The sequence below is a fragment of the Bradyrhizobium sp. 192 genome (assembly GCF_023100965.1).
Classification (GTDB): Bacteria; Pseudomonadota; Alphaproteobacteria; order Rhizobiales; family Xanthobacteraceae; genus Bradyrhizobium; species Bradyrhizobium symbiodeficiens.
On the sequence record NZ_CP064690.1, the window covers coordinates 1,990,021 to 2,012,770 of the forward strand.

At 60.3% G+C, this 22,750-nt stretch carries 16 protein-coding genes and 10 pseudogenes; 15 read left to right on the forward strand and 11 right to left on the reverse strand.

Annotated features, from left to right (window positions below; all coding sequences use genetic code 11):
- Positions 1–26: 26 nt before the first annotated feature.
- Both IVB24_RS09080 and IVB24_RS09085 read left to right on the forward strand, forming a co-directional pair.
- Positions 27–752 (forward strand): annotated as a pseudogene (locus IVB24_RS09080) (IS66 family transposase zinc-finger binding domain-containing protein); the annotation flags it as partial.
- Between the two features lie 337 nt (positions 753–1,089).
- Positions 1,090–1,545: a transposase gene (locus IVB24_RS09085; RefSeq protein WP_247772696.1), complete on the forward strand. Its 456-nt coding sequence runs from the start codon at positions 1,090–1,092 to the stop codon at positions 1,543–1,545.
- Between the two features lie 529 nt (positions 1,546–2,074).
- Here the strand turns inward: IVB24_RS09085 and IVB24_RS09090 are convergent.
- Positions 2,075–3,181, reverse strand: coding sequence for an IS110 family transposase (locus IVB24_RS09090; protein ID WP_247772697.1), 1,107 nt, complete (start codon positions 3,179–3,181; stop codon positions 2,075–2,077).
- Between the two features lie 103 nt (positions 3,182–3,284).
- Between IVB24_RS09090 and IVB24_RS09095 the strand changes: the two are divergent.
- From IVB24_RS09095 to IVB24_RS09105, 3 genes and pseudogenes are all read left to right on the forward strand, one after another.
- Positions 3,285–3,524: pseudogene (locus IVB24_RS09095) on the forward strand (IS3 family transposase); the annotation flags it as partial.
- 65 nt (positions 3,525–3,589) lie between these two features.
- Positions 3,590–4,612, forward strand: coding sequence for an IS110 family transposase (locus IVB24_RS09100; RefSeq protein ID WP_247772698.1), 1,023 nt, complete (start codon positions 3,590–3,592; stop codon positions 4,610–4,612).
- 193 nt (positions 4,613–4,805) lie between these two features.
- A pseudogene (locus tag IVB24_RS09105) lies at positions 4,806–5,234 on the forward strand (DDE-type integrase/transposase/recombinase); the annotation flags it as partial.
- A gap of 286 nt (positions 5,235–5,520) precedes the next feature.
- Here IVB24_RS09105 and IVB24_RS09110 read toward each other — a convergent pair.
- The gene (locus tag IVB24_RS09110) at positions 5,521–6,552 is read right to left on the reverse strand and encodes an IS110 family transposase (RefSeq protein ID WP_247296495.1); all 1,032 of its coding nucleotides are present in this window, start codon (positions 6,550–6,552) and stop codon (positions 5,521–5,523) included.
- A 422-nt stretch (positions 6,553–6,974) separates the two neighbouring features.
- On the reverse strand, positions 6,975–7,262 hold the full coding sequence (locus tag IVB24_RS09115; RefSeq protein ID WP_247772699.1) for a transposase: 288 nt from the start codon (positions 7,260–7,262) through the stop codon (positions 6,975–6,977).
- Here IVB24_RS09115 and IVB24_RS09120 point away from each other — a divergent pair.
- Both IVB24_RS09120 and IVB24_RS09125 read left to right on the forward strand, forming a co-directional pair.
- Positions 7,180–7,377, forward strand: a complete 198-nt coding sequence (locus IVB24_RS09120) for a hypothetical protein (protein ID WP_247774289.1) — start codon at positions 7,180–7,182, stop codon at positions 7,375–7,377. The two genes, IVB24_RS09115 and IVB24_RS09120, sit on opposite strands and share 83 nt — an antisense overlap.
- Positions 7,378–7,487: 110 nt before the next feature.
- Positions 7,488–8,573: an IS5 family transposase gene (locus IVB24_RS09125; RefSeq protein ID WP_247772700.1), complete on the forward strand. Its 1,086-nt coding sequence runs from the start codon at positions 7,488–7,490 to the stop codon at positions 8,571–8,573.
- A 132-nt stretch (positions 8,574–8,705) separates the two neighbouring features.
- Here IVB24_RS09125 and IVB24_RS09130 read toward each other — a convergent pair.
- Positions 8,706–9,178, reverse strand: a pseudogene (locus IVB24_RS09130) (IS110 family transposase); the annotation flags it as partial.
- Between the two features lie 63 nt (positions 9,179–9,241).
- Here IVB24_RS09130 and IVB24_RS09135 point away from each other — a divergent pair.
- Positions 9,242–9,523, forward strand: a pseudogene (locus IVB24_RS09135) (transposase); the annotation flags it as partial.
- A gap of 16 nt (positions 9,524–9,539) precedes the next feature.
- Here IVB24_RS09135 and IVB24_RS09140 read toward each other — a convergent pair.
- From IVB24_RS09140 to IVB24_RS09150, 3 genes and pseudogenes are all read right to left on the reverse strand, one after another.
- A pseudogene (locus IVB24_RS09140) lies at positions 9,540–9,727 on the reverse strand (transposase); the annotation flags it as partial.
- A gap of 4 nt (positions 9,728–9,731) precedes the next feature.
- Entirely contained in the window at positions 9,732–10,601 is an 870-nt protein-coding gene (locus tag IVB24_RS09145) for an iron-containing alcohol dehydrogenase (protein WP_247772701.1), read from the reverse strand.
- Positions 10,598–10,909, reverse strand: coding sequence for a hypothetical protein (locus IVB24_RS09150; RefSeq protein ID WP_247772702.1), 312 nt, complete (start codon positions 10,907–10,909; stop codon positions 10,598–10,600). Before IVB24_RS09150 ends, IVB24_RS09145 begins: the two co-directional genes overlap by 4 nt.
- Before the next feature lie 118 nt (positions 10,910–11,027).
- On the opposite strand from IVB24_RS09150, the pseudogene IVB24_RS09155 reads away from it, so the two are divergent.
- A pseudogene (locus IVB24_RS09155) lies at positions 11,028–11,180 on the forward strand (transposase); the annotation flags it as partial.
- Complete coding sequence (locus IVB24_RS09160; RefSeq protein ID WP_247772703.1) at positions 11,147–12,097, forward strand: IS3 family transposase; 951 nt, start codon at positions 11,147–11,149, stop codon at positions 12,095–12,097. The pseudogene IVB24_RS09155 and the gene IVB24_RS09160, both read left to right, overlap by 34 nt.
- Here the strand turns inward: IVB24_RS09160 and IVB24_RS09165 are convergent.
- Entirely contained in the window at positions 12,067–14,136 is a 2,070-nt protein-coding gene (locus tag IVB24_RS09165) for a recombinase family protein (RefSeq protein ID WP_247293541.1), read from the reverse strand. The two genes, IVB24_RS09160 and IVB24_RS09165, sit on opposite strands and share 31 nt — an antisense overlap.
- Entirely contained in the window at positions 14,126–14,296 is a 171-nt protein-coding gene (locus IVB24_RS09170; protein WP_247293539.1) for a hypothetical protein, read from the reverse strand. Before IVB24_RS09170 ends, IVB24_RS09165 begins: the two co-directional genes overlap by 11 nt.
- Before the next feature lie 426 nt (positions 14,297–14,722).
- Between IVB24_RS09170 and IVB24_RS09175 the strand changes: the two are divergent.
- From IVB24_RS09175 to IVB24_RS09195, 5 genes and pseudogenes are all read left to right on the forward strand, one after another.
- A pseudogene (locus tag IVB24_RS09175) lies at positions 14,723–14,899 on the forward strand (IS3 family transposase); the annotation flags it as partial.
- Between the two features lie 314 nt (positions 14,900–15,213).
- Positions 15,214–15,579, forward strand: coding sequence for a hypothetical protein (locus IVB24_RS09180; RefSeq protein ID WP_247772704.1), 366 nt, complete (start codon positions 15,214–15,216; stop codon positions 15,577–15,579).
- Positions 15,580–16,555: 976 nt separating this feature from the next.
- On the forward strand, positions 16,556–18,208 hold the full coding sequence (locus IVB24_RS09185) for an acetolactate synthase large subunit (RefSeq protein WP_247772705.1): 1,653 nt from the start codon (positions 16,556–16,558) through the stop codon (positions 18,206–18,208).
- A gap of 267 nt (positions 18,209–18,475) precedes the next feature.
- Entirely contained in the window at positions 18,476–19,651 is a 1,176-nt protein-coding gene (locus IVB24_RS09190) for an iron-containing alcohol dehydrogenase (RefSeq protein ID WP_247772706.1), read from the forward strand.
- Between the two features lie 271 nt (positions 19,652–19,922).
- Complete coding sequence (locus IVB24_RS09195; protein WP_247772707.1) at positions 19,923–20,870, forward strand: CoA ester lyase; 948 nt, start codon at positions 19,923–19,925, stop codon at positions 20,868–20,870.
- A gap of 973 nt (positions 20,871–21,843) precedes the next feature.
- On the opposite strand, the pseudogene IVB24_RS09200 reads toward IVB24_RS09195, so the two are convergent.
- Positions 21,844–22,038 (reverse strand): annotated as a pseudogene (locus IVB24_RS09200) (transposase); the annotation flags it as partial.
- 344 nt (positions 22,039–22,382) lie between these two features.
- A pseudogene (locus IVB24_RS09205) lies at positions 22,383–22,624 on the reverse strand (IS256 family transposase); the annotation flags it as partial.
- Between the last annotated feature and the right edge of the window lie 126 nt (positions 22,625–22,750).

Sequence of the window (22,750 nt, forward strand, 5' to 3'; positions counted from 1 at the left end):
TAGCGGTGATGTGCTCGAAATAGCGCATGAGCATCGCGGCGCTGCGCGACGAAAATGAACAACTGAAAGCGCTTTTGGCGCAAACGCAGGCGGCCTTAAGCGAGCATCAGGGAGCGCTGGCGGCGTCGGAAGAAGCGCGGCGTCGGCTGGAGGTCATCCCCGGCGAATTGCGACGCGAGAAGTTCGGCGCGACGTCCGAGAAGCTGCGGCCAGATCAGTATCACTTCCCGCTGGAAGACGTGGAGATCGCGCAAGGCATCCTGGACGCGGCTCAGGAGAGAGTCGAGGCTGTGATCCAGGGCCGATCGCGGAGCGCGCCGGATCAAGGGTCTCATCGCAATCGCGGCTGCTTGCCTGCCCATTTGCCACGGGTGGAACGGATCATCGAGTCCGCGAGCACGCTCGGTCCGTGCGGTTGCGGCGCCATGACGAAGATCGGCGAGGACGTCAGCAAACGCCTGGACGTGATCCCGGCGCAATGGCGGGTGTTGGTCACGCGCCGCCCGAAATACATCTGTCGCCGCTGCTCGGGCCCTGTCGTGCAGGCGCACGCACCGGAGCACGTGGTGCCTGGTGGACTGCCGACCGAAGCGGCGATTGCGCACGTGATCGTCTCGAAGTTCGGCGACCATACGCCGTTTTACTGCCAGGCCGAGATCTATGCACGCCAGGGGATCCGACTTGATCGGGCGACACTGGGCAACTGGTCCGGCCGCGCCTGCTTCCATCTACCCGTAGCGGACCACATGCGCCGCTATCTGGAGAGGGCAGATCGTCTGTTCATGGACGAAACCACGGACCGGTGCTCGATCCCGGACGTGGCCGAACGAAGAAAGGCTACTTCCGGGCGATCGACTCCGACGATCGCGGCCACAGCTGCCCAAGTCCGCCGTTCGCGCTGTTCCGAGATGCCCCGGTCGCAGCGGTGCCTTTGCGGAGCAGCTCCTGGATGGCTTTGCGGACGCTTCCTGCAATGCGATGCCTCTGACGGCATTTGCGCCGACGCTTCGTCAAATTGGCCCGTAACAGCAATCGCCGATCGCCGAGGCCGCCGTTCGGCATATCCCACAGCTTTACGCCGTCGAAGCCATGGTGCGCGGTTCATCGCCGGACATCCGGCGGTCCGCGCGCAAGGAGCACTCGCTGCCCATCATCGCCGCGTTAAAGCCTTGGTTCGAGAAACAGCTGTCGATGATCTCCAGCGGTTCGACGCTCGCCGAGGACATCCGCTACGCGCTCAATCACTGGCAGGGGCTGACCCGCTTCCTCGAAGACGGGCGCCTCGAGCTCGACACGAACCCGGTCGGGAACGCCATCCGGCCAGTCTGCCTGACCAGAAAAAATGCGCTCTTCGCCGGACATGAGGTCGGGGCTGAAAATTGGGCCTTGCTAGCCTCGCTCGTCGCCACCTGCAAGCTCAACGACATCAACCCGGCCGCCTACATCGCCGAAACACTCGAGACGATCATCGACGGACATCCCCATAGGCGCATCGAAGACCTCATGCCGTGGCCATTCCGCAAAACGTCAAGCCAGCCTCAATAGCGTTGCGGCTAAGCCTTACCATCAAATGGATGTTCACAATAGATAAGGCGCGCGCCAAAATGGCCCGCGCCTCTCCCGCCGCTGCGGCCTGGGCTTGTTCCGTGTCCTCATTGCTTCCTCCTTTCAAAAGCCAACTCAGTCTGACTGAGAGGACGGGGCGGGTCATCCGTCCCCAGTCAAGCACACAACGCACGGTTTCCCATCTCCACGAGGCTTATCGTGAAGTTCTTGCACCGATAGATCGTGCAGAGGAGAAGGCGGAACCCAAAGACGTCGGTGAACAGGCTCTGATGCGCGGGTTGGATACCGCATTTCCGTTTTTTCGTTTGGGGCTGTCCCTGGTCTAGCGTCGGGCGTCGATCGGATGATCGGCCACATAATGGGTTTCAGGATTTCCCCTGCCGTGGTCCCACCTTCACCTCTGCACGATTGATGTCTGCGACTACCCCTGATCCTGATTGCAACAAAGGGGGCTGTGGGCCGGTCGAGCGCACCTCACGACTCGAGCGGTCCACAGCCCGCAACGACGCTACGCCTGTCGAGGTGGCATGAGCTCGCGATTGATTGCCCAAATGAAGGCGGATAGCTCTCGGGCAATCGCCGTGACGATTACGGTTCGCCGCTTGCCCTTCCGCTCGAGTGAGCGGAAGCGTCCGCACAATCTGGTTTGCGCTTTCCACGCAATCTCGCGCGCGCGTCTCGGTGCCGCCTCCACCTTTGGCTGCTTGTCTCGGCTCACGCGCGGCGGATATCGATAGCTCCAGGCCGCCTCCACAAGAATACGTCGCGCCCGCCCATTACCGGCTTTGGTGATGCCGCCTCGCCTGACTTTGTCGCCAGTCGAGTTTTCCGTGGGCACCAAACCCAGATAGCCCATCAGCTCGCGCGGATTTTGAAAGCGGGAGAGATCACCGATCTCGGCCAGCACCCCCACAGCCGCAATGAGATCAATCCCCCGCATCGCCTGCAGGGCCGCGACAACCTCGGCAAGCGACCACTCGGGTACTACCTCGCGGATGGCATCTTCCAAACGCTCCATCCGCTCACTTTCCTGGCGTATCCCCTCAAGTAGCTCTTCGAATGCGATGCGCTGCTCGCGATGCTGGAGCTTCTGCGACATCAGCCATCTCATGTGGGCTGGCCCCCACGTTGTCTTGCCCGGATAGATGCGTCCCAGCCGCAGCATCAATGACGAGATCTGTTGACGCTTGCCCTGGAGGTCCTTCTTCACTGCCTGACGGGCCCGCGAGAGATCGCGCATGGCCTCATGGCGCTCGTCCGGTACCCACACCGCGGTGAGCTCGCCCGCGCGCAACAGCTTGGCGAGGCTTACCGCATCGCGCCGGTTCGTCTTCACTCGATCGCCGGCCTTCTTCGGAACGAGCGAGGGGGCCACCACCAGGCAGTCATGGCCGAGGCTCTTGAGCAGTCTGTAGAGGCCATATCCTGTCGGCCCTGCTTCGTAGCAAAACGTAAGATGACAGCATTTCGCTGCAAGCTTTGCCACCAGCTTTCGGATCGCTGCCTCCGTGGCAGAAAACTCCCCGAGATATCGTACCTCGCCGCCACGGTCGCCATCGGCAATGGCTATTGCATTGCGCGATTTTGACGTATAGACCTCGGTATGATGACCCACGACTCGCCCTCCTTGTTTGAGGCTCTGCCCGGTCCATCCAGGCAACCCTCGTCGCAACATCGAGGGTGAGTCGCCTCATTTTATGGAGGGGACATACAGTCTAGTGGTGACGCCCGCGGGGAAGCGGAAAGCTGTCGCTCATCTGGTGGATGCCCATGGGATGAGCGAACGGCGGGCGTGTAAAGCCATCGGCCGCTGCCGCATGACTGTAAGATACACGGTAACACCGTCGGACGATTCCGCCGTTCGCCAACGCATGAGGGCGATCGCCCAAGAGTGCCGCCGCTTCGGCTATCGGCGGCTGCATGTTCTGCTCAGGCGGGAGGGCTATCTGATCAACCACATGGCCTAATCGCACGCGCGAAGCTGAGGCAGAATGTTCTCCTCAGTGCAAACGAGGAGCATGTGATGACCCTTTATGTTGGTTTGGACGTATCGCAAAAGGAGACGGAAATTTGTGTGATCGACGGCGACGGTCGGCGCACTTGGCGGGGCAAATGCTCCTCGGAACCGGAGTGCATCGCAATGGCGCTGCGCGAGCACGCTCCAGACGCGGTTCGGGTTGGTATGGAAACCGGGCCGCTCGCGATCTGGCTTTGGCATGGGCTGCGCGCTCTCGACGTTCCAATCGACTGCATCCACGCGCGCCATGTAGCGGCGGCGCTCTCGCTACAAGTTAACAAGACGGATGTGAACGATGCATTTGGGATCGCGCAAGTGGTGCGCTCCCGTTGGTACCGGCCCGTCGCCATCAAGAGCCTGCAGAGCTGTCGTATCCGAGCCCTGCTCTCAGCCAGAAGCGAACTCGTCGCGATTCGTACGACGCTTTACAATCAAATTCGTGGTCTACTGAAGACCTTCGGCGTGGTGCTCGCAGCCGGTAAGGGTGGAACGTTCGAGCGCGCAGTGCTCACGCGATGTCCGGAGGACCCCTTGATCCGAAGCGCCATTGACGCGCTGCTTGAGGCTTGGCGTGTTGCGGGAGAGCGCAGGCAGAGGCTCGATTCGCAGCTTCTACGTCTCGCGCGCACCGATGAGGCCTGCCAGCGCATGATAACGATCCCCGGTGTAGGCGCGATTACTGCATTGACGTTCACGACGGCCGTAGACGATCCTAACCGCTTCTCCCGATCCACTGATGTCGGAGCGTTTCTCGGCCTGACACCTCGGCGCTATCAATCCGGCGAGGTCGATATCTCTGGCCGGATATCCAAGTCAGGCGACCGCATGGCGCGAAGCCTTCTGTTCGAGGCGGCCAACGCGCTCATGACGCGCGTGCGCAAAGATAGTGCACTCCGCCGTTGGGGGCAGCAATTGATGGCTCGGATCGGGTCGCGAAAGGCCAAGGTCGCCGTGGCGCGCAAACTCGCCGTCATCCTGCATCGTATCTGGCTGGATGGCACGGAGTTCGCAGCTGCGCCGGCTAGCTGAGCCTAGCTAGCTAAGCCAGGATCTCTGTAGATCGTCCTGGAAGGACGCTGGCCGGATCATCCCGTAACTTCTTGGGCGGCTTCAGACCGCGGGAATCACATGGGGAGATCCACTGGCGAGGGCCATGATGAGGCGGCACATTCTTCCGACCTCGAAGACGACAAGGTCCGGCACCCAGGGCAATTGACAGCGATTAGACGACAAGAAGCTCTTCCGGCTCTACCGGGAAGAGAGGCTCGCGGTACGCCGCCGTGGTGGCCGCAAGCGCGCAATTGGGACCAGGGCACCGATGATGGCGCCGATGGCCCCCAACGATCGTTGGTCGCTCGACTTCGTGTCGGATCAGCTCACCGACGGCCGTCGCTTCCGCATTCTGACCGTGGTTGACGATTGCACCCGCGAGTGTCTGGCGCTGGTGGCCGATACCTCGCTCTCGGGCGCCCGGGTGGCGCGGGAACTGGACCGCCTGATCACCGAGCGTGGCAAGCCCAAGACGGTGGTTAGCGACAACGGCACCGAACTCACCAGCAACGCCATTCTGACGTGGGCCGATCAGAGCCGCGTCGCTTGGCACTACATCGCGCCGGGCAAACCCATGCAGAACACGTTCATCGAGAGCTTCATGTATAGACGTATATGGACCCCGCCCGATTGCAACGACTGGCTTGATCAGGATCGACGGCCACAACTGCTGACGTATATCCGGCTTCTTGATGCGGCTGGACAACGTCTCCGCCGCGAGCCTCGATGGTTTTCGCCCGCTTCCACCTCAACGGCCCCGAGACATCGGCGCAAGCCGTGCCGGTCCACACATCAGGTTCGGGAAGCGACGGGGTGACCGTTTCGCCATCTCCTGCCATTTGTTGCAATTGCCGGTGAGACCTCCTTTCCTTGATTGCCGCTTCGCTTCAGGCCGCCTTCACCGAAAGCGCCGGCTCATAAGCCGCGCCGCCTGTGAGCATAGCCCACACGATCCGCGCGTTCTTGTTGGCAAGAGCCACGGCCGCGACATTGGGATGGCGCCGTTGCCGCATCTTGCCGAGCCAGAGGCTTCGCGGATCCTGCTTGCCATTAGCACGGCTTAAAGCGGCGCGAGCTCCGTGAATCATCAGCGTCCGCAGGTATCGATCGCCCCGTTTGCTGATGCCGAACAAGCGGGCCCGCCCTCCACTGGATCGCTGCTTGGGTACCAGACCAAGCCAAGCCGCGAACTGTCGGCCGTTCTTGAAACAGCTTCTATCGCCCACGGCGGCGACCAAGGCTGTTGCTGTCACAGGTCCGACGCCTTCGATTTTGCCGAGCCGCTGGCACTGCTCACTCGTACGGAAGATTTCCCTTATCCGCCGGTCATAGGCTGCAATGCGGGTATCAAGCTCGGACAACTCCTCTTGCAGTTCCCTCATGAGCGCTCGGAGCATCTCGCTGAGGTCGTCATTGATGTTTCCTACGATGACCGCGAGGCCACGCCGCAGCTGCGCGATGTCACGGGCAATGACAATCCCATGCTCGGACAGAAGACCGCGAATCTGATTGACGAGCCTGACTCGATCGGCGACCAGGCGCCGGCGAATGCGGTGGACGGCCTGTACCGCCAGCTGATCGGTTGATTTCGGTGGCACGAAGCGCATGGACGGACGACCGACCGCTTCGCAGATGGCTTCCGCATCGTTCTGGTCGTTTTTGTTCGACTTGACGTATGGTGTCACGAACTGAGGGCTGATTAGTCGGACCTGATGGCCAAGCTCCGTGAGCACGCGAGCCCAATAGTGTGCCCCGTTGGAAGCCTCCATGCCGACCAGGCAGGCCGGTAAATTGGCGAAAAAGCCGGCCACCGCATCGCGACGTAACCTCTTTCGCACAACGACTTTCCCGTGGTTGTCGACGCCGTGAACTTCGAAGACATACTTCGCCAGATCTAGACCTATCCGAACGACCTGCATAACATCCTCCTTCGCTGCAGTTGACGCTTGAGATTCCACCGCGGCAAGGGCGGGGTCCATACCATTGGCCCCGCGGGTGCAAGAGATTTCGACAGCGCTTTGGAGATCGGTCGGGTGCGTTCATGTATCCGGCCTGTCATTGCGACCGATAACATGGCCGCTGGCCCTGATGGAGGTCGCGGATCGAGGCCTCATCAACGGGTAGCGCTTGTTGCGCTTAAAGCTCTTCGGGCTTTCTCGATCCCCAGCTCCGCCGGTTTCCATCATGCTGTTTTTGCCCTCACACCTTAAAGTGGCCAGCCTGCTAGGCAGTTCATCCAGCAGCCTTAGCCCGATAGAACTCACCGGTCGTCATCATCGCCCAGATGATCCGAGCCAACTTGTTGGCGACGGCGATAGCGACGACCATGGGCCGACGCCGTTCAAGCAGAGCTTCGATCCAGCCACCTCCGACCCGGGACCGTGCCTTTGGATACCGAACGACGTTGCGTGCCCCCGATGACAAGCAAGTGCCGGAGATAGGAATTGCCCTGCTTCGTTACGCGGCCGAACAGGTCCTTCCCGCCGGTGGACTTCTGCTTAGGCGTCAGGCCCAGCCAAGCCGCGAATTCTCGCCCGGAGCGGAACATGGTCGCGTCCGGCACCGTCGCGGCGAGGGCCGTGGCCGTTATGGGCCCAATGCCGGGAATCGAGGAGAGCAACCTCGCCATCGCGATTTACTCTCTGGATCTGAGCCAGCTCACGCTCGATAGCGTCGACCTGCCGGTCCAATTCCTTCAGTTGGTTCACAAGAACAGCCAGCGCCATACGGGCAGTGGCAGGTAGCGCGAGTTCCTCGTCATCCAACAAATCCACTAGCAGTCTGCTGAAAAACCGCCTCGCCAGGGAGGGGACTTGATGATTCACTTTATCATCTCGAATCGGCGGAGACGATCATGCGCGGCAGGTTTACGGATCAGGGCGGCCTGTTTTCGTACATCGCGCCGGATAAACGTGTGCCAGCGAACCATCCGCTGCGGAAGGTCCGGGAACTTGTCCGGGATGTTTTGAGTGATTTGAACCGCAGCCTTGGAAAGCTATACGCCAGCGAGGGACGTCCTTCGATCCCTCCGGAGCAATTGCTGAGCGCCTTGCTGCTGCAGGTGTTCTACGGCATCCGCTCGGAACGCCAGCTGATGGAGCAGCTGGACTACAATCTTTTGTATCGCTGGTTCGTGGGACTGTCGCCGGACGATCCGGTCTGGGACCCGACCACCTTTACCAAGAACCGGGAGCGGCTGCAGAACGGCGATGTGTTCACGAAGTTCATGACCAGGCTTCTGAACCATTCTCAGGTCAAGCCGCTATTGTCGGACGAGCATTTTTCGGTGGACGGAACGCTGATCGAAGCCTGGGCTTCGCAGAAGAGTTTTCGCCCCAAGGACGGCAGCGGCGACGATGATGACGGCGCCAACTTCCATGGCCAGAAACGCAAGAACGACACCCATGCGAGCACCAGTGACCCGGACAGCAGGCTTTATCGCAAGGCGGCCGGACGGGAGGCCAAGCTTTGCTATATGGGCCACGCCACCATGGAGAACCGGCATGGGCTGGCGGTGGCGGGCAGGGTCACGCATGCCAATGGCACCGCCGAACGCCGGGCTGCGGAGGTCATGCTGAAGGCGAGACGCAAAGCCGCAGGTCGCCGCATCACGGCTGGTGAGGACAAGGCGTACGATACGGCCGATCATGTCGCCAATCTTCGCGCCATCGGCGTGACGCCGCATGTGACACAGAACCAGGCCATCACCAAAACCGGCAAGAACCGTAACAGCGCGATCGACGAACGAACCACGCGGCATCCGGGATACGGCATGTCGCAATCACGCCGGGCGATGGTCGAGTGCATTTTCGGATGGGGCAAGCAGCATGGCACCATGCGCAAGACCAAACATCGGGGCATCGCTCGCGTCGCCGCCGACTTCCTGCTTAATCTGATCGCCTATAACCTGATCCGAATTCCCAAACTGCTCGCCGCATAGCCACCCCGCGCCGGGGCACACTCAATAACAAGCTAGAAATTACATCCAACTCTACCGCGTCGCTCCAAAAACGACCGGCGGAAAAATGAAAATTCTCCATTTCAAGGTTTTTCAGCAGACTGCTAGACCCTCCACCCTTTGCCGGCCCTGTCCGACAATAATTCCGAACTCCGCAAAGTGAGCTCGAATAGCGCAGGCGGTCATGTTCTCTGGCGGACCAGTAGGCGTCTTGCCCGATGAAGCATCAGGAAGCCTTGGTTCTCGACGCTTTTGATGGGAACAAACCTCATATTGGGCCGGCTAACTGCTTCACAGATTGCGGCCGCATCAGCGGCATCGTTCTTTGCTCCCCGCCGCACATAGGGCTTCACATATGCTGGCGGTATTAATCTCACATCATGTCCAAACCGCTGAATCTCGCGCGGCCAGTAATGGGCGCTGGCGCAAGCCTCTATCCCAACCAGGCAGGGCGACAGCGAGGAGAAGAAGGAAACGATCTCACCGCGCCGGAGGCGTTGGCGGCTGGTCACTTGACCTTGAGTGTCAACCGCATGAACGTGAAATACGTGCTTCGCGATATCCGAGCCAATTGTCACGGCTTCCATGATGATTGCTCCTGTTAGGTACAGACATCGCCAGCATAGCGCCGGCGCCGAGGGAGCGGGGCCGTCTTCTCCATCAACGGCCGGCTGCGGGATGAGCTGTTGAACGAGACGTTGTTCACGTCACTGGCACAAGCCCGCGTCACACTTGGAAGTTGGCGGGCCGATTACAACGACACAAGACCACACTCGCAGCTCAGATGGAGAACCCCGTCCGAGTTCGCGATGACCTGCCACCCGCGCCGGGATCTGGCGCTGCGCTATGCCGAAGGCTCCGCGCCAGCTCCCGTCGCTGCCACCGCCCAACCGGGCAAATCCAACGGCACGGGCGAACTCAGGACTGGATAAAACTTGGGGGCAAGGTCACTTCGGGCAGATCACGCCACGGCGAACCGGTCCGCACGATCCATAAAACGCCTCGACGAACATGCGGTTGTCGCGGCCCGTCGAGCCACGCTGGTCCGGCCGACCGATGATCAAGCCGGAGATACGATTCCATTGCGCATCCTTCGAATCGTGCGATAAGAATTCACCATCAAAGCTTGGGACCAAACACCTAGCAGATACTTGCGTCCATCATGTACATAAGAATTTCCGCAACATCGCCGGGCGACCTGATCGGCCGCGGATTATTGCGTATCGGTGCATAAGTGAATGCACGTTCGGCCAGGCGCGGAATCTCGGAGGCAACGATGCCGACATCACCCAGCGGCATCGGGGCATCGAGACAGCAAACCAGATCGCGTATCACCTCCCAGGCTGGTTGATCTCGATAACCCATTGCCTCAGACAGCAACTTTTGGCGGTCTCCGTTTACCTCCGCATTCCATCGCAGAGTCGACGCTAAAGAGACGCAACTCGTCTCACCATGGGCCACTCCATAGGACGCGCCGAGCGCGTAGCCAATGGCATGGCTCGCCCCCGCTCCTGCGCCCATCGAGGAGGCGAGAAGTCCTTGCCACATACCGAACTGTGCCAATTGCCTGTGCGTCAGGTTCTCGGGGTCGACCTTCATCGCGGGCAGGGCCGCGGACAGAAAGCGAGCAGCGCTCAATGCGTACGCATCAGTCATGGGATTGGCGCTAGCCGAACAGAAAGCCTCAGTTGCATGGTCTATCGCACGGACACCAGTGGTCAGAAGCAGTCGCAGGGGCGTATTGAGCGTCGCGCCAGGATCGAGCACAACTACCTGCGGAGCAGCATTCCGGTGGCGATACATCATCTTCTGGCCGATGTGTGGGTTGGTGACTGCAGCGACCGAGGTAAATTCTGCTGCTGACAAAGTGGTGGGTACGGCAAACATCCGCTCACGACCCGGTTTGCTGGCTGATGTGCCATTAAACATTGAATGCGCCGTACGGAAGGCCTCGACGCTATCGATACCTTCCCAAAGGCATATAAGAATCGCTTTCGTCGCATCAATCACTGATCCGCCACCAATATCAATTCGGTGCCCGCTCGGCGGGCAGCAATGGCGCCGGTGACGACGTCATAATCCGGGCTGTGCGAACCGATCGCGGTGAATCGTCCGACATAACGAGGCCCAAGCGCCTCCACGATCCTCTGTAGCGGACCGTCCTCATTTCGGGTCAGAGATCTAGTCGACGTGACAAAGATCCGGTGCAGGCCGCGTCGAGCGACTTCAGCGGCGACAGCCTCATGGGCCGATTGTCCAAAGATTACCAACTCTTGTGCGGGAAAACTGACAGTGCCAGCCTGAACGCATTGTGCCATAACGTACCTTCCTATCCTCGCCAACGTAAATGATGGAGCTGCAGCCAATGCGGCTTGACCTGCCCCTGCCGATTTCCTCCAGTTGAAGTTAGAGTCCGGCCTTCTGAAGGACGGACAGATGAAGCGAGCCAGGTTTACGGAAGAGCAGATTATTGGCGTGCTGCGTGAGCATGAGGCAGGTGCGAAGGCTGCCGATTTGGCGCGGAAGCATGGCGTCTCTGAAGCGACGCTGTACAATTGGAAGGCGAAGTTCGGCGGTCTGGACGTCTCCGATGCCAAGCGGTTGCGGCAACTCGAGGACGAGAACGCCAAGCTGAAGAAGCTGCTGGCCGAGCAGATGCTGGATGCTGCAGCGCTACGCGAGCTTTTGTCAAAAAAATGGTAGGGCCCGTCGCCAAGCGCGAAGCCGTCGCGCACCTGCAGGCCGTCATGGGTCTGTCGGAGCGGCGAGCCTGCGGCATCGTCGGCGCTGACCGCAAGATGGTTCGCTACCGATCGTGCCGACCGCCGGACACCGAACTACGCGGCCACTTGCGCGAGCTTGCTAATGCCCGTCGGCGGTTCGGCTACCGCCGGCTGTTCGTGCTGCTTCGCCAGCAGGGCGAGCCGTCCGGGCGGAACCGGATCTACCGTCTGTATCGAGAGGAAGGCCTCAGCGTGCGCAAGCGCCGGGCCCGCCGGCGCGCCGTGGGCACCCGAGCGCCGATACTGGTCGAGGCTCGGCCGAACGCCCGGTGGTCGCTGGATTTTGTCCACGACCAGTTCGCCAGCGGCCGTCGCTTCCGGGTCCTGAATATCGTCGATGACGTGACCCGGGAATGTCTGGCGGCCATCCCCGACACCTCGATCCCGGGGCGGCGGGTGGCACGCGAACTGACGGCGCTGATCAATCAGCGCGGCAAGCCGGGCATGATCGTCTCCGACAACGGCACCGAGTTCACCTGCAATGCCATGCTGGCCTGGTCCGAGGAGAACAAGATCGACTGGCACTTCATTGCGCCGGGCAAGCCGATGCAGAACGGCTTCTGTGAAAGCTTCAACGGCCGGATGCGGGACGAGCTTCTCAACGAAACCTTGTTCTTCGGCCTCGATCACGCCCGCGCCAAGATTGCGGATTGGGTCGGCGACTACAACCGCGCATCGGAACACCCATCTGTCTATGTTGTTGAAGAGAAAAGACTTTGCTGATTGGGATTCGATCCCGTGGGGTATCTTGGGTTCTGTCGCGCTCGTTCGGCGATAGATCGAGCAGCAGTTGTTATCAGCGAGCTGCGGGCGAAGATCCAAGGACCATCCGACAGAGGATGGATGGCTTCGATTTCACCGGCTTCAGCGGCCAGCCGGAGCGTCTTGGGCGCGATCTTCAGGAGCTTGGCGGCGTTGCTGAGGTTTAGCCAGTGCTCGATGCCGTCCTCGGCGGGCTTGAACACCGGGATGCGATAGTTCGAGCGCAGCGAGGTAACACGCTCGCGCGTCCAGCGATTGCCGTTACCGGTCTCGAGGCCGTTGCGGTTGAGGAGGCCGGCGATCAGATCGTCGCTGGCGATCAGCACCAGTCGGCGCACAGCCTCGATGATGTTGGCGGAGGTGCTGTTACGCTGCCCGCGCCGGCGCTTGGGCAGGCGTATCTCGCTGTGAACGCCGCCGACCCAGTGGACGATGAGGACGATCTCGGAGGCCGCATCGTCGATATCGGCCACGACCTCATGGATGAGGGTGCGCACAACGCGCTTCTTGAGGCGAGCATCCGTCGTCGGCGCATCCCAGACCGCTTTGAGGTTCGAGGCTAGAACGCCGAGCGAAGCTGGATCGGCAATGGGGGCGGGCGTCGCCGCCTCATGCATTGCGATCTTGCCCTCGACCTCCGCCGCGTGAGCGAGCGCCCTGTTCCAGCGCGCTTCAAGCTCGCCCGCCACCAGCCGGTTCGCGGGGTCAGCGGCATCGTACTGCCGGAAGGCCCGGTCGGCGGCATAGCGCGCCGCTTCGAGGTCGCGACTGAGAGCATCGCGCACCTGATCCCGCCGTTCCCTGGCTTCCTTGGCGGCCGCGGTTGCAGCGGCGATAGCGCCCGGACCGACGACGCCAAGCAGCGCTTCCTCGACTGCATCATCGACGCGCAGTCCGCCGAAGCCGATGCAGTGAGGGCCACCATTGTCCATCCAGGCGCGGCTGCAGCTGTAGCGCGGGATATGGTGCTTCATGCCGGAGTATCGGAGTGTGAGCTTGCGGCCGCAGCGCTTGCACCGGATCAGGCCGGCCAGCAGCCCGTCACCATGCTTGGGCGCGCCGTGATGCCGGCCGGTGGGAATGTTGCTGCTGACCATAGTGCGGATCGCCTCGAACCTCTCCCAGCTCACATACCCTTCGTGGGTGTTGGGCTTCAGCGCCAGCCATTCGTTCCGCGCCTTGCGGCGGATCTTCACGCTCACGCCTGCGGCGCTGTATCCCGCCGCCACAGCCGTCTTACCATAGGCATAGGCGCCGCCGTAGACCGGGTTCTCAATGATCCGGTGGATGGCGGAGTAGCTTGGTCGCCGCCAGGCCGTGTCGCCGCTGGTCTGCTTCACCGGCAGATCGAGATTGTACTCGTGGAGCCAGCAGAGCGCCTGTCGCGCGCTGCCCAGTTCCTCGACCTTGTCGAACACCAGCTTGATCGCTTCCTGGACACGCCCATCCGGATCTTTCTCATAATGGTCGCCGGCCTTCACGAAGCCGACGGGCGCCGCCACAACCAACTCGCCCCGGCGCGCCTTCTCGTAGCGGGCCGAGAGCGAGCGCTGGCGCAACAGATCCAGCTCGTACTCGTTGAGGCTGCCCTTGAGCCCGAGCAGCAGGCGGTCGTTACCGTGCCTCGGTGCATAGATCGTCTCCTGATCGACCAGGACGGTATCGACCACACGACACATCTCGATGAGTTGCTGCCAATCCCGGCTGTTGCGAGCGAAGCGCGAGACCTCGCGGGCGCAAACCGCGCCAACCTTACCGAGGCAAACCTCCGCTACCATCCGCTCGAAACCGGCGCGTTGTACCCCGCCGGCGGCTGAACGACCGAGATCATCATCGATCACTTCAATCTCTGACCACCCGAGCGCCGTCAGCCGGTCCCGCATGGCATACTGCAACGCACTGCTCTCGCGATTGTGCAACACCTGATGCGCTGAGGATTGACGCACGTAAAGAAGCGCCTTGCGCTCGAGATGATGAGGCCTGACCTTGTCAGAAATCATGACCGACCTCCTTCGCGCGCGGCGTCGCCGTCGTCGCAGCATGGTCGAGGATCAACTGCGTCATCAGACTCATAAGGGCCGCCTGCGCTTCCGCCGGCAGCTCCGACCATGCCGGCGCGCCGATGGCGCCGTTCGACAGGCCGCTCCCGAACAGATCCATCTGCTCCTGCGGCCGCGGTCGTTGATTGTGTCGGTATCCGCTCCCTGGCATTGCCGTCTGGCTTGACATGAGTCGCTCCCCGATTCTGGCCGTGAGAGCCTCTGGATGCGCCAGAAAGCGGGGCAGCTGATGGCGTTCGATCCTTCAACGCTACATCGAGAAGCGCAGAAAGCGCCGCAAGTGCATCGATCCTAACAAGCGGCTGAGCTGTCAGAAACCCGGCATCATGGCATGCCGTCCGGTCGAACATCCATGCGGGAACTTCCAGCCAACGGTCTGCTTGCGATCCGTCCAGGGTGCAGCGAAAAACGACATCGTCGGCCTTGTCGATGGCCCCATGAACGCAAACTCGGCGCCCAAACCAAGGATGATGCCGATAAAGAACCTCGCGAAGAACGGTCCTGTGGGCGTTCTCAAACGTCGTTGTACAACGGCCAACGCCCGCATTCCTCGCTCGGCTATCTGACTCCTGCGGCCTATGCCGCCTACCTCACCGCAACGTGCGATCGGCTGCGCAACCCCGACCAGCTCCGCCGATCGCACGTTGCTAACACCGCGCCAAACGGCGTAACATCCGCCGAGACTCTAACCGCTACTGGGTGAAACTTCAGGGGCAGGTCAGGCTGGCTCGACGCGACTACAGCTATCTTATGGTTTGTGGCGCTTTCAATCGTGGGCAGCACCCTCAGCCAGTGTTGTGGATTCTGCCGATGCGGGGGCGGTCCGCTCGGTAGCTGCCACTTCCGACCCAAGCGACGAACGAGCCATCAAATGCTCCGACCGCGGACGTTCCCGTTGATCGATGGATGTGCCTCCCCTAATGCCGTCCACCATATTTTCATAAAACGTCTAAAGTGGAACAAAGCATAGCAGCCCCAACATACGACGAAGATGACTTCGACTGAGTCGAGACGAAATTGAGTGACATGCTAATGAATTTGTTGCAATCGACCGCAGCTGTTCCGTCCGCATCCATGGGCCGCACCTCAGCTTCGCGCCGTCCGAATTCGACCGACTCACGAAAATCGGTGCCGGCAGGGCCCGGCAAGGATGCAGGGCCGGGACGCGAGCGCGCATTGATGTTGGCGAGCCGCGATCGGGCAGTCGATCACGATGACAAAACCATTCGCGAACGCACATTGCGCTCAATCGCGCCATTGGGGGGCGACATCAAACGTGCCGCGTACAATAAATTGAGAGGCTACCAATGCGACTCCTTGAGCAGTTGCTGCCGGACGACCTCTCTTTCAATGCTCGTGCCATTTGGTAAAACCATCATTTAAAGGTGATTCTGCTCGGATGGACGTGTCGTGGCTCCGACAGTACGTTACACATCCGACCTCCTAGTCGAAAGCATCCGGTGAGGCTTCCAATTAGCCACATTTCCGGCCATGCCGAGTTCAAGATCGAGCTCGATATCTTTAGCCTTGAACGTCCTCGCCAAATGACTGCGTTTCCGGGCGGAGGATCGCTGATCGCGCCAGGTAGCTTCCCGGCCTGCTAAGCTTTATGAGATAGAACGAGAGCGTTCCTGATCTGCATTGCCGATTTCCAGCGTCAGCAACAAGTTGATCCAACAATGGCTATCTCGGTCGAGGCCAGCGCCATGGCGGGGGCTGCATTCGGTGCAGCGCGGTTCAGCATGGTCAACCAGAATACACGCCAACTCAGGATCAGAAGACGGCCATGAGATTGGCAAGCCGACTAGCCGTGCGTAGTTTGGAATCTTCTGCGTGGCAGCCTGACTTGAGGATTTTGTGGAAGACGTCGATCTTCCAACGCATGGCATACCAGTCGATCCTTTCGACCGCCTCCGATTCGATCGGGTATGAACAACAGAGAAGCCGCCGTTCATCCATTTGGCTGAAGGACCCTGACACGATCCACGTCAGCTATGCGCCAGGGGATACTGGAGCAGACTGTATCCGGCGTGCTGAGACCTTGCGACCGAAAAGTCGGTGATGTCGCTACGTCAGAGCATTCTGGATCAGGTTTCCGACCGGGGAGGGGAAGCTGTTGGCCTGTCACGCAGCGGCTGGTGCACAACGGAGAACCGCAGAAGCATCGATGTCTCCGACAAGAGCATGTACAAGATCTGGTGGGCGCGCAATTACCAGTACTGTGTTAGAAATGCGTTGCCGCTATCTGCGGGTTGTTGAACTATGTCAACAAGGTGGAACCATGCTCGGCTGTAGCGCGCGATCGTTCAGACGCTGCGGGCGCACATCTTCGCACCGTCTTCACAATAGGAGGTTGGGGATGGTGACGGGATCGGAGTTACTTGTCAAAGCGCTGTCGCATGAGGGGGTCGACCGCGTCTTTGGCGTGCCCGGCGAAGGAAATCTCGATCTGCTGGAATCTCTCCGGAGCTCGAAGATCGAGTGGGTGCTGACGCGGCATGAGCAGGCCGCAGCGTTCATGGCGGCGACATACGGGCGGCTCACGGGTCGTCCGGGCGTGTGCCTTGCAGCTTGTGGTCCTGGCGCTCTCAACCTATCGACCGGAGCCGCCTATGCTCACCTCGGCGCAATGCCGATGGTCATGATTACTGGACAGAAAGCGATCAGGAGCAGCCGAGAGGGGCTTTTTCAGCTTGTCGATGTGATCGCTTCGATGAAGCCACTTACGAAGCTATCGCGACAGATCGTAAGCCCGGAGAGCATTCCGACGCTGGTTCGCGATGCGTTTCGTATCGCGATGCAGGAGCGACCGGGCCCGGTTCATCTCGAGCTGCCTGAGGACATCGCCGCAGACGAAATCCAGCCGGTGCCGATGGTGCCGATACATCCGATCGAAATCCCGGTTGCGCATCGCGTGGCACTCGACCGGGCAGCCGAGATCATTCTGGGCTCTAAACGGCCGCTCATCATGCTAGGAGCGGCGGCGAGTCGGCCGCGGTCAACCTTCGGAATTGCCGGCTTCGTGCACCGTGCCGGCATTCCGTTTTTCACCACGCAGATGGGAAAGGGCTCGGTACCTGGCGACACAACTCTGTACATGGGGACCGCTGCTGTCGCTGAAGGCGACTATGTTCATGACGCAATCAATGAGGCGGATCTAATTATCGCGATCGGGCATGATACTGTAGAAAAGCCGCCGTTCATCATGGGGCGGAAGGGCCCTCTCGTAATTCACGTCAGCTATACGCCAGCGGCGGTGGAGCAGGTCTATTTCCCGCATGCGGAGATTGTGGGCGACGTAGGACCCAGTCTTCAACTGCTTGCCGAGCGTGTCGAAGGAAAGCTCCCGAATGCAAAGGCGCTGCTGTCGCTACGTCATAGCATTCTGAACCGAGGTGCCGACCGCCCGACGGAACGCCGTTGGCCTGTCACGCCGCAGCGGCTGGTTCAGGACGTGCGCAAACTGATGCCGGAGGACGGCATCGTTGCGCTCGACAATGGCATGTACAAGATCTGTTGGGCGCGCCACTATTCTACGTGTGTTAAGAACACGCTGCTACTCGACAATGCGCTCGCCACAATGGGCGCTGGGTTGCCGTCGGCAATGACGGCCGCCTTGCTTTATCCAGATCGACGGGTGATGGCGGTCTGCGGTGATGGCGGATTCATGATGAATAGCCAGGAGCTAGAAACCGCTGTGCGGCTCAAACTTAGCTTGGTGGTGCTGATCTTGAATGATGGAGCGTATGGCATGATCCGCTGGAAGCAGGCCGCGCGCAACTTCTCCGATTTCGGCCTTTCGTTTGGCAATCCGGACTTCGTCCGCTACGCTCAGTCGTTTGGCGCGAAGGGAGCACGCGTAAACGCTGCCGATGCACTCGTGCCGACGCTGGAGGCCGCTTTCGCGGAGGGTGGTGTCCACCTTGTGGACGTGCCGATCGACTATTCCGAGAACACCCGTGTCCTGGTCGATGGCGTGGGCGAATGCCAGCGGGTGGTCGAGGTCGTGTAGGGCGACACGGATGCGCAGCTTATCGAGGCGTTCGATCGAAGCCGCTGGCCCGATGTGATGATGGACCATTTTGCTACGATGGAGGATAGGCTGCTGAGTGCGGCCTCCCTCTTAACGGCTGGTGCTGTGCTCAGCAGAAGGAGGTTATGGCACTGGCGAACTTCTGAACGTGCTGCACGACATCAAAGAGAGGCAATGCTGATGCGTCGGTGGTGGTACTGGCGTTCGTCTGTTTCATTGCGGCGAGAGACATAGGCAGGACTGAAGATGGTTGGAAGTTTTTCCTTTCAAGCGCCCCCCAATATTCTGTTCCAGCGGGGGGCTTCCCGCAAGGTGGGAGAGCTCATCGCTCACTTTGGCGCTCGCCGCGTCATGTTGGTTACCGGTAAGATCGTGCGGTCGGCTGGGCTGACGGCAGGCGCCGAGGCATCACTAGCAGCAGCCGGTATTGGCGTCAGCATCTTTGACGATGTCGTCGCCGATTCCCCGTCGTACGTGGTGGAAGCCGCTGTTGCGGCCTGTCGAGCCGACCGCATCGATGTTGTGCTATCGATCGGTGGCGGGAGTGTCCTTGATACAGCCAAGCTTGTGGCCTATCTGGCGAAGACTCCCGATCGTCTCGACGACATCTATGGTGTTGGTCTCGCCAAGGGACAACGCTTGCCGCTATTGTTGGCGCCGACAACAGCGGGGACCGGCTCGGAAGTAACACCGATCGCGATCGTCACCACACCCACTGCCCAGAAGAAAGGTGTCGTTTCGTCGGTACTCATCCCTGATTGGGCTATCCTGGATGCCGAGCTGACTCTCAGCCTGCCGACATTCGTCACAGCCGCGACTGGCATCGACGCCATGGTACATGCAATCGAAGCCTACAGTAGCAAGCACAAGAAGAACCCAATATCGGATCAGTTTGCACGTCAGGCGCTCGGGCTGCTCTCGGCCAATGTGCGTCGGGTGTGCGAGGACGGGCAGGACATCGAGGCGCGGTCGCAGATGCTGCTAGGATCGATGCTCGCCGGCATGGCATTCGCCAACGCCCCAGTGGCTGCCGTCCACGCGCTAGCATATCCGATTGGTGCAATTTTCCATGTGCCTCACGGATTCTCGAATGCCCTGATCTTAACGCAGGTGCTTCGCTTCAACCTATCCGCGGCCGAGCTTCTCTATGCTGAACTCGCGCCTATTGTCGATTTCCAGGCCGTCAACCTGACGGTCGCCGAGCGAGCCCGGCTGTTTGTCGATGCAATGGCAGCTATCTGCCGAGACTGTAAGATTCCGCTGTCATTGGCCGAGGTAGGGATAGGCCCTCAAGATCTGAACAAACTTGCCGAGGAAGCAATGAAGCAGACGCGGCTGCTTGTCAATAATCCACGGGAAGTCCGCTTCGAAGATGCTCTAGCTATTTACGCAGAAGCTTTGGGAAACCGGACGCCTCCCTGATGCACGGCACCCGTCACCCGATTGCTGTAAGGCCATAATGCCAAGTCTGCGGACTGGCGCCGACCATCGCGAACACGTTGCCCACTAGATAGACCAATGCTCGAAAAGACATCGCACCTACCTCGCGCGAGTCAGCCCACCAGGAGAGGTAGGTGCGCGGGCAATTCAGATATGTAAAAACAGCCAAGCTAAACCGGTGGGTCCCAAGACAGCAAGAGACATCGGCCTCGATGCGGCGTTGCATTGGTGAGTTCCGAAGAAGGACGAAATTATGCCCCAGACATTTCGAGAAGCTCGCTGGTATCGCTCGATGCTCTACGTCCCTGGACATAAACTCGAATGGATGTTGAAGGCGCCTAAGTATGGAGCGGATGCCCTGATGTTCGACCTAGAAGACTCGGTCGAGCTTAGTCAAAAAACTGGAGCTCGCAAGGCGGTCGCGGCAGCTATCAAGGAGCTATGCACCGAACGCTTCGGGCGCTTTGTGAGGGCCAATGGGTGGCGAACAGGCTATCTGCTAGACGACCTTAATGCGGTTGTAATCGCCGGCCTAGACGGGGTGGCGGTAGCTAAGACTGAAGATCCGGAAGAGATTGCCGCTTTGGACCTCGTGCTTACGGACTTGGAGAGGTCGCGGGGGCTCCCGGTTGGCCGGATCGAGATTTGTCCGTACCCGGAATCTGCAGTGGGGAGGTACCAGTTGTACCAACTATGCATGGCATCCCAGCGGGTCAAACGGGCGGGCGGTGCTTGTGGCCCAACGCCAGGTGGAGACATGGCTCGGTCCCTGGGCCTGCAGTTCAATGACCTGGCCGATGAGGGGATGTGCTTTGGAGCCGACTCCGTGGTGCAAGCTCGCGCTGCTGGCATTATACACGTTGAAGGCGCCATGACCGCGAGATTGGACGACCTCGAGTTAGTGCGGCGAATTGGCGAAAGATCGAAGCGCATGGGCGCGTCTTGGGCGTCAGCGATCCACCCTAGCCATATCCCCATCATCAATGAAATCTACTCGCCATCGCAGGATGAGATCAATGAGGCCCGTGACGTCGTGTCCATCTTGGCGGAGGCCACTTCCCGCGGAGAGGGCGCGGTTCGGCACAAATCAACGATGCTGGACTATGCACTTGTTCGGACTGCCATGGATGTTCTTAAGAGGGCTCAGGAAGTCGGAATTGATATTGGCGACATTCCAAATGTTGAGCTGCCACCACTTTGAGAAAGCCTGTCGATGGCTGATCCGGTTGAACTGGCGATTACGATTGCAATACCGGCAGGAGGAACTGGCAGGAGGCTGCCGTCAATCGAGGCGATAGCTGATTTTGGCCCAATCGGCCGCCGTTCGGAATCGGCGACTTCGCTCCGACGAACTTACGCCTAAGAGGCTGAACCGCGCCACAATCCAAACTCAGATTGTCATTTCAGTTTGCGAATTGACTCGCAGGTGTCGTTTACACCGTACACCACCTCTTCATGCGCGGAATTCATCCGCTCGCAAACTCAACTCACTTCAACCCAGACGCACCGTAAGCGTCGTTCCGCTCCCACCTTCTCACGGCACCTGAGATAGGCGAGTTTCACGACCTCTTCGAAGGGATCGGTCGTGTCTATGCTTGACCATACGCTTAAATCGGACGTGACGGCGCGCCGGCTGGAAGTGATCACGGAGACGGGACGCCGTCGTTGGTTCTCCTAGGACGAGAAGGCCCGGATCGTCGAGGAGACGCTGGTACCAGGCGCGGTCGTTTCCGAGATTGCCGGGCGACACGGGCTGACCCCACAACAAGTATTCACGGCTCCGGCAAGCACGCCAATGCGGACGCCGATGGCTGCCAATCCGCCGTTTGTACCGGCGGTAGTAGACGCCATGGTACCGGCCGTGCCTGTTGACCATGAGCGCGAGACAAGGCGATGCAAGGCCAAGCCGGAGGTCCGGGCTCGCCGTTGCGATGCCTGGGGCATCGAGATCGAAGCCGAAGGCGTCCACTATCCCGAGTCGGCCGAGGTGCGGATATGGCGATGATTGCGGCCATCGTCCATGCGCCAGCAGTCTGCTGAAAAATCTTGAAATGGAGAGTTTTCGTGTTCTTGCCGGTGGTTGTTGGAGCGGCGCGGTGGAGTTGGACGTAATTTTTGGCCTGTTGAGGTAATTTTTGGCCTGTTGTTGGGTTGCCCCCTGGGACGCGGGGCGGCTAAGCGGCAAGCAGTTTGGGAATGCGGATCAGGTTATAGGCGATCAGATTGAGCAGGAAGTCGGCGGCGACGCGGGCGACGCCACGATGTTTGGTCTTGCGCATCGTGCCATGCTGCTTGCCGCATCCGAAAATGCACTCGACCATCGCCCGGCGCGATTGCGACATGCCGTAACCTGGATGCCGCGTTGTTCGCAATCTCCATCGCACCGCAGCTCCCGCAGGGCGCCCTCAACGGTTGCCGGTCCGGCGCAATAGAGACTGCCGCAAAAGGGGGGTCATCATCCTGCCGCTGGATCGGCCCAGGCCCGCAAGCGAGGACGCCCGTGCGCGCCTGCCGCCGCCAAGCCGTAACCAGATTGCGGTGAACGTCATGTCGTCGAGCAACCTCGACAACGCTGGCCCCAGCCGCCAGACTCTCCTCGACGATCCGAAGCCTTCTCGGCAGTGGTCGACCGCCGTCGCCGCTCAGGACCGGACAGAACCGTAACCGTCGCCGCGTTGAGCTATCGCCAAATTTTGGTGACGGCCGGAGCCGGTCAGGCGGCGGCGGTTATGGGCTGACGGTCGGTCGGCTTGGCGATGACCTCGATCCCATCATTGAATGTCACACCGACAACGAGTTTTGGCAACTGGTTGTGGCCATCGAGACGACCCAGCTTCTCTGCGCGGCCTCGAGCAGTTTGAAGACCATCGCGAGTGCCGTCTTGTTGGACAGGCAGCCCTTCGATCGGATGCTGCGGTGGCGAACGGTGGCGAAGGTGCTTTCGATGGGGTTGGTAACCGGTATGAGAGTTTCTCGGTGCCGATGTTCCGCTGCGATATTCAAGATCGTAGCGTATGGTGCGACCATCGGGACAGAGGCACCGGGAGCACGATGTGCGGGCAGGCCGATGCATTCGATGAG

Coding starts and splice junctions, on each gene's coding strand:
- IVB24_RS09085 (WP_247772696.1), top strand. CDS start 1,090: ATGGTGCGCGGTTCATCGCCGGACATCCGGCGGTCCGCGCGCAAGGAG.
- IVB24_RS09100 (WP_247772698.1), top strand. CDS start 3,590: ATGACCCTTTATGTTGGTTTGGACGTATCGCAAAAGGAGACGGAAATT.
- IVB24_RS09110 (WP_247296495.1), bottom strand. CDS start 6,552: ATGCAGGTCGTTCGGATAGGTCTAGATCTGGCGAAGTATGTCTTCGAA.
- IVB24_RS09120 (WP_247774289.1), top strand. CDS start 7,180: ATGGTCGCGTCCGGCACCGTCGCGGCGAGGGCCGTGGCCGTTATGGGC.
- IVB24_RS09115 (WP_247772699.1), bottom strand. CDS start 7,262: ATGGCGAGGTTGCTCTCCTCGATTCCCGGCATTGGGCCCATAACGGCC.
- IVB24_RS09125 (WP_247772700.1), top strand. CDS start 7,488: ATGCGCGGCAGGTTTACGGATCAGGGCGGCCTGTTTTCGTACATCGCG.
- IVB24_RS09150 (WP_247772702.1), bottom strand. CDS start 10,909: ATGGCACAATGCGTTCAGGCTGGCACTGTCAGTTTTCCCGCACAAGAG.
- IVB24_RS09165 (WP_247293541.1), bottom strand. CDS start 14,136: ATGATTTCTGACAAGGTCAGGCCTCATCATCTCGAGCGCAAGGCGCTT.
- IVB24_RS09170 (WP_247293539.1), bottom strand. CDS start 14,296: ATGGATCTGTTCGGGAGCGGCCTGTCGAACGGCGCCATCGGCGCGCCG.
- IVB24_RS09185 (WP_247772705.1), top strand. CDS start 16,556: ATGGTGACGGGATCGGAGTTACTTGTCAAAGCGCTGTCGCATGAGGGG.
- IVB24_RS09190 (WP_247772706.1), top strand. CDS start 18,476: ATGGTTGGAAGTTTTTCCTTTCAAGCGCCCCCCAATATTCTGTTCCAG.
- IVB24_RS09195 (WP_247772707.1), top strand. CDS start 19,923: ATGCCCCAGACATTTCGAGAAGCTCGCTGGTATCGCTCGATGCTCTAC.